This is a genomic window from Myxococcus dinghuensis (assembly GCF_024198235.1).
GTDB lineage: Bacteria > Myxococcota > Myxococcia > Myxococcales > Myxococcaceae > Myxococcus > Myxococcus dinghuensis.
In genome coordinates this window covers 24,409-36,040 of record NZ_JAKCFB010000050.1, presented here as the reverse complement: position 1 = coordinate 36,040, position 11,632 = coordinate 24,409, and the positions used below count along the sequence as shown (strand labels likewise).

The 11,632-nt window shown below is 70.9% G+C and carries 12 protein-coding genes; 2 read left to right on the top strand and 10 right to left on the bottom strand.

Annotated elements, in window-relative coordinates; all coding sequences use genetic code 11:
- Nucleotides 1–99 precede the first annotated feature (99 nt).
- Nucleotides 100–1,143 carry a hypothetical protein gene (locus LZ198_RS37585; protein ID WP_253976968.1) on the top strand — a complete coding sequence of 348 codons (1,044 nt, stop codon included), beginning with the start codon at nt 100–102 and terminating at the stop codon, nt 1,141–1,143.
- A gap of 107 nt (nt 1,144–1,250) precedes the next feature.
- Here LZ198_RS37585 and LZ198_RS37580 read toward each other — a convergent pair whose 3' ends face one another.
- From LZ198_RS37580 to LZ198_RS37570, 3 genes are all read right to left on the bottom strand, one after another.
- Nucleotides 1,251–2,627 carry an alpha/beta hydrolase family protein gene (locus tag LZ198_RS37580; RefSeq protein ID WP_253976967.1) on the bottom strand — a complete coding sequence of 459 codons (1,377 nt, stop codon included), beginning with the start codon at nt 2,625–2,627 and terminating at the stop codon, nt 1,251–1,253.
- Nucleotides 2,628–2,708: 81 nt separating this feature from the next.
- On the bottom strand, nt 2,709–3,095 hold the full coding sequence (locus LZ198_RS37575) for a hypothetical protein (RefSeq protein WP_253976966.1): 387 nt from the start codon (nt 3,093–3,095) through the stop codon (nt 2,709–2,711).
- A gap of 132 nt (nt 3,096–3,227) precedes the next feature.
- The gene (locus tag LZ198_RS37570; protein ID WP_253976965.1) at nt 3,228–4,340 is read right to left on the bottom strand and encodes an isoaspartyl peptidase/L-asparaginase family protein; all 1,113 of its coding nucleotides are present in this window, start codon (nt 4,338–4,340) and stop codon (nt 3,228–3,230) included.
- A gap of 196 nt (nt 4,341–4,536) precedes the next feature.
- Between LZ198_RS37570 and LZ198_RS37565 the strand changes: the two genes are divergently transcribed.
- Entirely contained in the window at nt 4,537–5,241 is a 705-nt protein-coding gene (locus LZ198_RS37565; RefSeq protein ID WP_253976964.1) for a type 1 glutamine amidotransferase domain-containing protein, read from the top strand.
- A 55-nt stretch (nt 5,242–5,296) separates the two neighbouring features.
- On the opposite strand, the gene sufT is transcribed toward LZ198_RS37565, so the two are convergent.
- Genes sufT through LZ198_RS37530 form a run of 7 tightly spaced genes read right to left on the bottom strand, consistent with a single transcriptional unit; the run spans nt 5,297 to nt 11,594 of the window.
- Nucleotides 5,297–5,839 (bottom strand): putative Fe-S cluster assembly protein SufT, encoded by a 543-nt coding sequence (gene sufT, locus LZ198_RS37560; protein WP_253976963.1) that lies wholly within the window; start codon nt 5,837–5,839, stop codon nt 5,297–5,299.
- A gap of 18 nt (nt 5,840–5,857) precedes the next feature.
- Nucleotides 5,858–6,313, bottom strand: coding sequence for a Fe-S cluster assembly sulfur transfer protein SufU (gene sufU / locus LZ198_RS37555; protein ID WP_253976962.1), 456 nt, complete (start codon nt 6,311–6,313; stop codon nt 5,858–5,860).
- Entirely contained in the window at nt 6,310–7,533 is a 1,224-nt protein-coding gene (locus tag LZ198_RS37550) for a cysteine desulfurase (RefSeq protein WP_253976961.1), read from the bottom strand. The genes sufU and LZ198_RS37550 overlap by 4 nt, the downstream gene beginning before the upstream one ends.
- Nucleotides 7,530–8,858: a Fe-S cluster assembly protein SufD gene (gene sufD, locus LZ198_RS37545; RefSeq protein ID WP_253976960.1), complete on the bottom strand. Its 1,329-nt coding sequence runs from the start codon at nt 8,856–8,858 to the stop codon at nt 7,530–7,532. The genes LZ198_RS37550 and sufD overlap by 4 nt, the downstream gene beginning before the upstream one ends.
- Nucleotides 8,855–9,640, bottom strand: coding sequence for a Fe-S cluster assembly ATPase SufC (gene sufC / locus LZ198_RS37540; RefSeq protein ID WP_253976959.1), 786 nt, complete (start codon nt 9,638–9,640; stop codon nt 8,855–8,857). Before sufC ends, sufD begins: the two co-directional genes overlap by 4 nt.
- Nucleotides 9,641–9,642: 2 nt before the next feature.
- Complete coding sequence (sufB, locus tag LZ198_RS37535; RefSeq protein WP_253976958.1) at nt 9,643–11,079, bottom strand: Fe-S cluster assembly protein SufB; 1,437 nt, start codon at nt 11,077–11,079, stop codon at nt 9,643–9,645.
- Nucleotides 11,076–11,594, bottom strand: coding sequence for an SUF system Fe-S cluster assembly regulator (locus LZ198_RS37530; protein WP_253976957.1), 519 nt, complete (start codon nt 11,592–11,594; stop codon nt 11,076–11,078). The genes sufB and LZ198_RS37530 overlap by 4 nt, the downstream gene beginning before the upstream one ends.
- Between the last annotated feature and the right edge of the window lie 38 nt (nt 11,595–11,632).

Below are 11,632 nucleotides of genomic sequence, written 5' to 3'. Positions count from 1 at the left end.
CGCCCCCGCGTCCGACCCTGCACGGACGCCCTACCGCACCGAATGCCCATCCGGCAGGCGGGAACACCCGGCCGGGCATGCAGCAATGGAGATGACGTCATGAGTCCTCGAAGCTGGCTCTGTCTGGTGGCCCTCTTGTCGGCCCCCGTGGTTCAGGCGCAGACCGCCCCCGTCCCCTCGCAGGACCCGGGCTATTCCAACGACGACCGCTACGACGGCGACTTCGACGACGACTCGGACGAGGAGGTCGCGCCCATGGCGCCGCAGCCGCCTCCCTCGCTGCCGTCCGAGCAGCCGTCCAGGCGCCCGTACGCCGGCGCGGTGTGGGCCTCGGGCCACTGGTACTGGGATGGCGACGAGTGGCGCTTCAACCCCGGCACCTGGCTGGCCCCCATGGACGGCTACCAGTTCGTCAACGGCTACTGGGAGCAGGACCGCGACCGCTGGTACTGGGTCTCCGGTGGCTGGGCGCCCCGGGGCTCCACGCAGGTGGAGATTCCCGTCGCGGTGACGTCCCAGGAGCTCACCACGCAGCAGGCCCCCCCGGCGCCGCGCGAGGAGATGCGCCCCGCCGCCCCCGCGTCCAACCTCGTCTGGCAGCCCGGCTACTGGTACTGGGCCGGCGCGCGCTGGGATTGGGTGGACGGCACCTGGGCCGCGGCGCCGCGCGCCGGGCTCGTGTTCGTGTCGCCGCGCTGGGTGCTGCGCGGCGCGAACTGGACCTTCGTCGGCGGTGGTTGGGCGCCCCGGGGCTCGGTGCACGTCACCATCCCCGTCTTCCGCCACGCCCGCATCGATGTGAGCTGGGGCCACCCCAACTACTTCGCGCACACGTGGTACCGCGCGCCGTCCGTCCGCTACTACTACCACCACCCGTGGCGCACCACGGGCCACTACTACCGGAACGACCGCGTCTGGCGCACGCCGCACTACACCTACTCCCGCCAGCGCTCCGCGCCCCAGCCCGTCCGCAACGAGTGGCGCGGCCGCCCGCAGCAGCGCTCCGAGCGCTGGCGCGCCCCCAGCTACAACGCCCCCCGTCACCATGACGCGACGCCCGTGCGCGGCAACGGCAATGGCCATGGCAACGGCAATGGCTCGCATCACCGCGGCGGCCGGGACCATCACGACCGCCGTCACTGAGCCCCGTCCCGCCTGAACCGGTGGGCACACCCTGGGCCATGTCCTGCTCCCGCGAGGAGCGGGGCATGGCCCTTCGCTTTTTTCCGTCCAGGTGCCCCGCCAGCCGCTCAGCGGGGCAGGCCCGAGGCCAGCGCGTCACGGAGGGTGTCTCGCGTGTACTGGGTACCCCACACCGCGTTGACGACCGCGGCCACCCAGTCCACGCCGGCGGCGCGGTTGCCGTCCGACAGCTCGACGAGCGTCACGCGCGGGTCGGTCAGCTCGCGCAGGCGAGGCGCCACGTCGGACACGTCGCGGCCCGACGCCTGGAGCGCGCGCACCTCCCGCAGCCACTCCACCAACGAGGACTGGAGCACCGGCACGTAGAGCGGCTGCGTGTCACCACCCAGGCGCGTCAGCAGGTGGCTCGTGGCCAGGGTGTCGAGCGTATGGCCGTACCGGGACACCAGCACCCCGTGGTCCAGCGCGCGCGTGTCCCAGTCCGCCGCGCCCGGGTGCTGGAAGTACAGCGGCGTCAGGCGCTGCCCCAGCCGCGAGGCCAGCTCGCGCGTCTGCTCCACCGGGATGAGTGAATCCCAGTCCTCGTGGATGACGAGGAAGGGCGTGTCCACCGCCGCCGCCAGGTACTCGTGCGTCCAGCGCGTGGAGTCCACGCCCGAAGCGCCGGGCGTGCCCCCGGTGGTGGCGAAGACGCGGCGCAGATACGGCTCGAAGAACATCGAGTACTGGGACCGCACCACCGGGTCCGACACGCGCGAGGGAACCACCGCGGAGAGGTAGTCCTGCTGCCGCGTGAAGTCGGACAGCGGATAGAGCGCCACGCCCACGCGCGGGCGCACCTCGGCGGGCGCGGACGCGGCGGCGTAGAGCGCCTCGAAGCCTCCCCACGAGCCGCCGTGGATGCCGACGCGCGAGCGGTCCACCCCGGGTGCCTGCGCGAGGAAGGAGAACCCCGCGTGCATGTCGTCGACGTCGTTCTGGAGGTCGCCCCCGGCGTAGAAGCGGCCGAAGACGGCCAGCACGCCGAAGTCGTGGTACAGGAAGAAGAACGACTCCGCCGCGACGGCCTCGGGGGTGACGGGCGCGTACGCGATGACGGACGAGCCTTCGTGGTAGTGCGGCTCGCTGTCGTCCGGGTGCAGGCCCGCGCCCCGCGCGGCCCACTTCGCGTCCACTGCCTCACCCGTCCACGAGATGCCGTCATAGGGTCGCGTGAGCAGCATCGCGGGCCAGGTGCCCTCCTTGCGTGGAGGGAACCACTGGGCGTACGCGGCGGCCTTGCCGTCCTCCTGCAACCGCAGCAGTTGATACGGCCACTGCATCCCCCAGGCCTCGGCCTGCCCCGTGGCGAGCACGGTCACCGTCAGTTTGGAGGACGTTCCACCCGAGGTGTCGGGCGGGGTTCCGGTGGAGGGACTTGGCGACGGAGCGGAGGAGCAGGCCAGGAGGGCCCAGCCCAGGGCGAGTGCGAGGAGCGTGCGCATGTGTCCCCAAGGACACCGCACGCGCGAACTTCGGAAAGCGGCCCGCGAACTTTCCTCGCGGGCCCCTTCATGGACCGTCACTCAGAAGTGGCAGGTGTAGTCCGTGCCGCAGTAGCCAGGACGGCCATTGCAGTTGCAGTTCGAATCCTCGGAGCAGAACTGCGCGTGGCAGATGGGACCGCCGCCACCACCACCGCCGCCACCGCCGCGGTAGGTGTACTCGCACGCGTCGTTCACGCAGGCCACCGACTGGGCGGACGGACACGCGTTCCAGCAGTCGCTCGCATCCGAACAGAAGGCCTGGAAGCAGAGGGCGGCGGCGCCCGCCTTCTCCTGCTGCGCGCTGCCGATACAGACAGCGTCCCCGTCCATGTCCGAGGCCTGGGCGGGAGCGGCGGAGAGGACCACCGCAAAGAGGGCGAGAAGGGCCGCGGCGCTCCACGGCAGGTGCTTGCGAAGTGACACCATGACAGATGCTCCTTTCGACTCAGCGGGGACGCGCGGCAGTGCGCGAACCCGGCCACAGACTACAGGAGTATCTGTGTTGCACTCCAGGGCGTGTTGAATCGCCATGCGCCCACTCGGACCGACACAGCGTCCCTATTTCGATACAGCGGTGTCCGGTTCCGCGAAAATCGCCACGTGCGGCTGGCCGTCGTCACCGATGTAGCCGCGATACATGCCCGAGGAGTTGAACGGCATGGCCACGTTGCCCTGGGCGTCCATGGCGATGACACCGCCCTCGCCGCCGGCCTTCACCAACACGTCGTTGATGACGACGTCGGCGGCCTCGGCCAGGGACTTGCCCTGGTATTCGACGCGGGCGCAGATGTCGCGGGCCACCGTGTAGCGGATGAAGAACTCACCGTGGCCGGTGGCGGAGACGGCGCAGCCGGGGTCCGCGTACGTGCCCGCGCCGATGATGGGGGAGTCCCCTACCCGACCGAAACGCTTGTTCGTCATGCCGCCCGTGGACGTGCCCGCGGCGAGGTGGCCCGAGGCGTCCAACGCCACGGCGCCCACGGTGCCGAACTTGTGGTCACCCGTGACCGGGTCGTGGCCGGGGCGCAGCGACGAGGGCTGCTGCCGCTCCTTCTCCAGCGCCCGCTGGAGGCCCTGCCAGCGCTCCTCCGTGTAGAAGTACTTGGGGTCCACCAGCTCCACGCCCTGCGTCTTCGCGAAGGCCTCGGCGCCCTCGCCCACCATCATCACGTGGGGCGACTTCTCCATCACCTTGCGCGCCAGCTCGATGGGGTTCTTCACGTGGCGCAGGCCGGCCACGGCGCCCGCCGCGCGCGTCGTGCCGTCCATGATGGCGGCGTCCAGTTCGTTGATGCCGTCGTGGTTGAACACCGCGCCCTTGCCCGCGTTGAAGTACGGCGAGTCCTCCAGGACGCGGATGGCCGCCGTCACCGCATCCAGGCTGGTGCCACCGCCCACCAGCACCGCGTGGCCGGCGCGCAGCGACGCCTCGAGGGCGGCACGCACCTGGGCCTCGCGCTCGGGGGACAGGTTCTCGCGGGAGATGACGCCCGCGCCGCCGTGGATGACCAGACCCCACCTCGGCTGGGCGCGCAGGCCCGGCTGCTTGCGGGTGGTGAGCGCCTCCTCGCCGCCTCGCCCGGCCTGGGTGCTCGCGCAGCCCAGGGGCAGCAGGAGCAGCGCGGTGCCCGTGACGAGGCCACGGCGCAGGGGAGCGAGGGAGGCGTGCATGGGGACTCCAGGGAGGGACGGGGGTGACGCGTCGGTAGCATGGCGACCGGGGAGGCACAACGCGAGCTGGCTCGCTCGCCGTGCGGCCAGTCGGCGGCCATGGGGGAGAGGGCCTCTTCGTCCGCCCTCCCGTGGGTGCCCGGGCGGCCCGGCATGCACAGAGTCGAGGGCGACCTGAACACGGTGGGAGAGCGCGATGAAGAAGCTGAGGGGTCTGCGGGTCGCGGTGCTCGCGACGAATGGTTTCGAACAGGTGGAGCTGACGCGTCCGGTCAAGAGGCTCCTGCGGCAGGGGGCGGACGTGCGCATCGTGTCGCTCCACGCGGGGCACATCCGGGGGATGAACCACATGCTCCCGGGCCGGCGCGTGAAGGTGGACGCGACGCTGCGCGAGGTGAAGGCGGCGGACTTCGACGCGGTGCTGCTGCCCGGGGGCCTCATCAACCCGGACACGCTGCGGCAGAGCGCGCTCGCGCTGGACTTCGTCCATGACGCGGACTCGCTGAACCTGCCCATGGCCATCATCTGTCACGCGCCGTGGCTGCTCATCTCCGCGGGCCTCACGGAGGGGCGCACGCTCACCTCGTGGCCCGGCATCCGCGACGACCTGCGCAACGCGGGCGCGCAGTGGCAGGACGAGGCCATGGTGCGCGACGACAACTGGGTGACGAGCCGCGGCCCCCAGGACCTGCCCGTCTTCGAGAAGGCCATGGTGGAGCTGTTCCTGGAGAAGATGCCGGAGGTGAAGGCCCGCGCGCGGCCGGAGGAGGAGCTGCCCCTCGCGGTGCGCAGGCCGCTGCCCGGCGAGGCCCATGTCGAGCGGCGCTGGCCGCGGCTGCTGGTGGGCAGCCTCGCCACGGCGGCGCTGGGGTTCGGCGTGCGCAGGCTCGCCCTGCGCTGACGGAGACATCCTCGAGGGCCCGGAGCACCTGCGCGCCGGGCCCTCTGGCTTCACGTCACATCCACCCGAGCTGGAGCCGCGCGACGTCCGTCATGCGGTCCTGGCTCCAGGGCGGGTCCCACACCAGCTCGACGTTCGCCTCCTTCACGCCGGGCACGGTGCCCACCTTCGTGCGGACGTCGTCCACGAGCACCGGGCCCATGCCGCAGCCGGGCGCCGTCAGCGTCATCTGGATGTCCACGCGGTGCCCGCCGTCCGGCATCGGCTCCGTCTTGCAGCCGTACACCAGCCCCAGCTCCACGATGTTCACCGGAATCTCCGGGTCGTAGACCGTGCGCAGCTGCTCCCAGACCTGCTCCTCGTGGAAGGCGGACGCGTCACCCGCCTCCTTCTCCTTGGGCGCGTACTCCTCGCCCAGCGCCGCGCCGTCCTTCTCGTCGACGCGGAACAACTGGCCGTATGGGTCCTGCACCGTGATGTTGCCGCCCAACGTCTGCATCACCCGCAGCTCGGAGCCCTCGGGCAACATCACCCGGTCCCCGCTGGGGATGATGGTCGCGGAGACCTCCCGCATCAGCACCGTCATCATGCCTCGCATGGTGCGCTCCCTCCTCCCCTACTCCGTCGAGACGGCTTCATCCCGCCCCTCCAACGCCGCGCGCATCGTGTGCCAGGCCAGGCTGGCGCACTTCACGCGCGCGGGGAACTCGCTCACTCCGGACAACACCGCCAGCTTGCCCAGCGCCTCCAGGTCCACCGACTCCGGCCCCTCCGTCACCAGCGCGTGCACCTTCTCGAACAGCGCCTCCGCCTCCGCCTTCGTCCGGTCCTTCACCGCCCCCGTCATCAGCGACGCGGACGCGCGCGAAATCGCGCACCCCTGCCCCTGGAAGCCGATGTCGCGGATGACGTCCCCCTCCAGCTTCAAGGTCACCGAAAGCTGGTCGCCACACAGCGGGTTGTGCCCCGCCGCCTGACGGTTGGCGCCCTCCACGACGCGGAAGTTGCGCGGCCGCTTGGAGTGCTCCAGCACCACCTCCTGGTAGAGGTCCTGCAACTCACCCGAGCTCACCCGAACACCTCCCTCACCTTGTGGAGGCCCCGGACGAGCGCGTCCACGTCCTCCCGCGTGTTGTAGAGCGCCAGCGACGCGCGCGCCGTGGCCGGCAGCTTGAAGTGCTGCATCACCGGCTGCGCGCAGTGGTGGCCCGTGCGGATGCAGATGCCCTCGCGGTCCAGAATCGTCCCCACGTCGTGCGGGTGGATGTCCTCCACCGTGAAGGACAACACGCCCGCCTTCTCGCGCGCGGTGCCCACCAGCCTCAGGCCCGGCACCGACTCCAGCGCCTGCGTGGCGTACGCCATCAACGCCCGGTCGTGCTCCGCGACGGCGTCCAGCCCCAGCGCCTCCAGGTACTTGATGGCCGCCGCCAGCCCCACCGCGCCCGCCAGGTTCTGGGTCCCCGCCTCGAAGCGGTGCGGCACGCGGTTGTACGTCACCTTCTCCATCGTCACGGAGAGGATCATGTCCCCGCCGCCCTGGTACGGCGGCAGCGGCTCCAGCCGCTCCAGCCGCCCGTACAGCACGCCGATGCCCGTGGGCCCGAAGAGCTTGTGCCCGCTGAAGGCGTAGAAGTCGCAGCCGATGTCCTGCACGTCCACCGGGAAGTGCGTCACCGACTGCGCCCCGTCCACCAGCACCGGGATGCCCTTCGCGTGCGCCTTGCGCGTCAGCTCCTTCACCGGGTTCACCGTGCCCAGCGCGTTGGACACGTGCGTCACCGCGAGGATGCGCGTGCGCTCGGTGAGCAGCGCGTCCACCTCGTCCAGCACCAGCTCGCCCCGGTCATCCACCGGAATCACCCGCAGCGTGGCGCCCTTCTCCTCGCACAGCATCCGCCACGGGACGATGTTCGCGTGGTGCTCCATCTGGGTGATGAGCACCTCGTCGCCCGGCCCCACGTGCTTGCGCCCGTACGTCTGCGCCACCAGGTTGATGGCCTCCGTGGTGCCGCGCGTGAAGATGATTTCGCGCGAGTCCCGCGCCCGCAGGAAGTCCTTCACCACCTCGCGCGCGCCCTCATACGCCTCCGTCGCGCGCTCGGACAACACGTGCACGCCGCGGTGCACGTTGGCGTTGTCGTGCTGGTAGAAGCGGACGATGGCGTCGATGACGGCCTGGGGCTTCTGCGCCGTCGCGGCGCTGTCCAGGTACACCAACGGCCGCCCCCGCACCTCCTGGTGGAGGATGGGGAAGTCGCGCCGCACGCGCTCCACGTCGAACCCGCTCATGGCGTCACTCCTCCCCGGGCCGCGCCGGGCAGCTTCCGGGCCAGGAGGCCCTCCACGCGCTGGCGCAGCGCCCCCGCGGGCACCGCCTCCACCAGCTCCCGGGCGAACGCGTACGTGAGCAGCCGCTCCGCCTCGTCCCGGGGGATGCCACGCGAGCGCAGGTAGAACAGCGCCTGCGCATCCAGCCGCCCCACCGCCGCGCCGTGCGCGCACTTCACGTCGTCCGCCAGAATCTCGAGCTGCGGTCGCGCGTCCGCCTGCGCCTTCTCCGACAAGAGGAGGTTGCGGTTCTGCTGCCGCGCGTCCGTGCGCTGCGCGTCCTTGCGCACCCGCACCAGCCCGTGGAACGTGCCGCGCGACTGGTCGTCCAGCACGCCCTTGTACAACTCACGACTCGAGCACCGGGGCACCGCGTGGTCCAGCGCCGTGCGCTGGTCCAGGTGCTGCGCGTCGCGCCCCACGTACAGGCCATTGAGGGTGGCGTCCCCACCCTCCCCCGCGAAGGCGACGTGCACCTCGTTGCGAGCCAGCGCCGCGCCCAGCGCGAAGGCGTGCGACGCGAAGCGGCTGTCGCGCCCCTGGCGCACGTGCAGCCCGCCCACGTGCAGCGCCGCGTCGCCCTCCGCCTGGAGGCGGAAGTGGTGCAGGCTCGCGTTGTCCCCGAGCGTCACCTCCGTCACCGCGTTGGTGAACGTGGGACCCGCGCCGCCCGCGCTGGCGTACGTCTCCACCAACGTCGCCTCGCTGCCCTCCTCCGCCACCACCACCACGCGGGGGCTGGCCAGCACCGGCGCGTCCCCCCGGGTGAGGAACAAGAGCTGCACCGGCACCTCGCTGAGCGCGCCCCGCGCGAGCCGCAGCACCGCCCCATCCTCCAACAGCGCCGCGTTGAGCGCGGTGAACGGATGCGCCTCCGCGAGCGCGCGCTGCCCCAGCTCCGACTCCAGCCGCGCGCCGTCGTCGCGCAGCGCGTCCGCCAGCGGCTGGAGCGTCACGCCGCGAGGCAGCCCCTCCACGGACGACAGCGCCGGCACGAAGCGCCCGTCCACGAACACCCACCGGGGGCCGGGCAGCGCGAGCGCCTCCACGCGCGCCGCCAGCGCCGCCGTATCCCCCACGTCCTCCACGGGCGCGAAGTGCCCCTCCGCGATGGGGCTCACCGGCGTGTACTTCCACGCCTCGTCGCGCGTCGTGGGCAACCCCTGCCGCTCGAACTGCGCCAGGCCCTGCTGTCGTACGCGCTTCACCCACGCGGGCTCGGACGCCGCGCCCCGCGCCTGGAAGCGCGAGGCCACGTCCAGATAGCGCGCCAGGCCCGCCGTCATCGCCGAGCCTCCCCACCCTTGCCACCCGGGCCGTCCTTCAGCCCCAGCCAGCCGTAGCCCTTCTCCTCCAGCTCCAACGCCAGCTCGCGGCCACCGGAGCGGACGATGCGGCCCGCCGCCATCACGTGCACCTTGTCCGGGACGATGTAGTCGAGCAGCCGCTGGTAGTGGGTGATGAGCACCATCGCGCGGGACGGCGAGCGCAGCGCGTTGACGCCGCCGGCCACCGTGCGCAGCGCGTCGATGTCCAGGCCCGAGTCCGTCTCGTCGAGGATGCCCAGGCGCGGCTCCAGCACCGCCATCTGGAAGATCTCGTTGCGCTTCTTCTCGCCGCCGGAGAAGCCCTCGTTCACCGAGCGGTTCATGAAGGCCTGGTCCAACTGCACCAGCTTGGACTTCTCCTTGGCCAGTTGGAGGAAGTCCATCGCGTCCAGCTCCTCCAACCCCCTCACCCGGCGCTGCGCGTTGAGCGCCGTGCGCAGGAAGTGCAGGTTGCCCACGCCCGGAATCTCCACCGGGTACTGGAACGCCAGGAACACGCCCTCCGTCGCGCGCGCCTCGGGCGCCATGCCCAGCAGCGACTTGCCATCCAGCAGCACCTCGCCCTGCGTCACCTCGTAGGCGTCCCGCCCCGCCAGCACGCTCGCCAGCGTGCTCTTGCCGGAGCCGTTGGGCCCCATGATGGCGTGGACCTCGCCGGGCGCGACCTCCAGGTCGATGCCCTTGAGGATGTCCTTGTCGCCCACGCGGGCGTGCAGGTTCCGAACCGACAGCAGTGCCATACCTACCCCACGCTCCCTTCCAGGCTCACTCCGAGCAGCTTCTGCGCTTCCACCGCGAACTCCATCGGCAGCTCCTTGAAGACCTGCCGGCAGAAGCCGTTGACGATCATCGACACCGCGTCCTCCTGGGAGATGCCACGCTGCCGGCAGTAGAAGAGCTGGTCCTCGCCGATCTTCGACGTGGACGCCTCGTGCTCCACCTGCGCGGTCGCGTTCTTCACCTCGATGTACGGCACCGTGTGGGCGCCGCACTTGTCCCCGAGGAGCAGCGAGTCGCACTGCGTATAGTTGCGCGCGTCCTGCGCGCTCTTGAGGACCTTCACCAGCCCCCGGTACGTGTTCTGCCCGCGCCCGGCGGAGATGCCCTTGGACACGATGGTGCTGCGGGTGTTCTTCCCGATGTGCACCATCTTCGTGCCGGTGTCCGCCTGCTGGAGGTTGTTGGTGAGCGCCACCGAGTAGAACTCGCCCACCGAGTCATCCCCCTTGAGGATGACGCTCGGGTACTTCCAGGTGATGGCCGAGCCCGTCTCCACCTGCGTCCACGAAATCTTCGCCTTCTCGTGGGCGATGCCGCGCTTGGTGACGAAGTTGTAGATGCCGCCCTTGCCCTCCGCGTCACCGGGGTACCAGTTCTGCACCGTGGAGTACTTGATGGTGGCGCCCGGGAGCGCGACCAGCTCCACCACCGCGGCGTGCAACTGGTTGGTGTCGCGCTGGGGCGCGGTGCAGCCCTCCAGGTAGCTCACGTAGGCGCCCTCGTCCGCGACGATGAGGGTGCGCTCGAACTGGCCCGTCTCCGCCGCGTTGATGCGGAAGTACGTGGACAGCTCCATGGGGCAGCGCACGCCCTTGGGCACGTAGACGAAGGAGCCGTCGCTGAACACCGCGGAGTTGAGCGCCGCGAAGAAGTTGTCCGAGTGCGGCACCACCGTGCCCAGGTACTTCCTCACCAGCTCCGGGTGCTCGCGCACGGCCTCGGAGAACGAGCAGAAGATGACGCCCGCCTTGGCCAGCTTGTCCTTGAACGTCGTGGCCACCGACACCGAGTCGAACACCGCGTCCACCGCGACGTTCTGCAGCCGCTTCTGCTCCTCCAGCGGGATGCCCAGCTTCTCGTAGGTGCGGAGGATTTCGGGGTCCACCTCGTCCAGGCTGTCCTTCTTCGGCTTGAAGCGCGGCGCCGAGTAGTAGCGGATGGCCTGGTAGTCGATGGGGTGGTACGTCACCGCCTGCCACGTGGGCTCGCGCATCGTCTGCCAGTGGCGGAACGCCTTCAGGCGCCAGTCGAGCAGGAAGGAGGGCTCCTCCTTCTTCGCCGACAGCGCGCGGATGACGTCCTCGTCGAGGCCCGGAGGGAAGGTCTCCGCCTCCACCTGGGAGACGAAGCCGGCCGCGTACGGACGACGCGTCAGCTCCTGGAGGGTGTCGGTGGTCATGAGCGCACTCCTGTCACGGATGTAGAGGAAGCATTCGGGGGCGCGGCGGGGTGCTGGGGGCGCGAGGGGACCCCCAGGCCCACCAGCCGCTCGGGCATGCGGGGCGCGGGCGCGAGGAGGTCCGCCAGCGTCAGCCGGCCCAGCGCCTCCTGGATGGCCTGGTTGATGAGGCGCCAGTGGCCCCGCACCTGGCACACGGACTCCAGCTCACAGGGCATCGCGCTGGTGGCGTGGACGCCACACTCGGTGAGCGACACCGGCCCCTCCAGCGCGGACACCAGCTCCGCCAGGGACAGCGACGTCGCGGGTCGGGCCAGCCCATAGCCGCCGTTGGCGCCCCGCTGCGACACCACGAGGCCCGCCTGCAAGAGCCCCTTGAGCACCTTGCTCGCCGACGGCAGCGGCACCCGGGTGCGCGCCGCCAGCTCGCGCGTCGTGCGGGTGTCGCCCTCCGCGCGCGCCAGCTCGGTCATCAGCACGATGCCGTAATCCGTCATCTTGCTCATCCGGAGCATGTGGGCCGCTTGCGTCCTTTCCGGGTCCTGTCCCAATG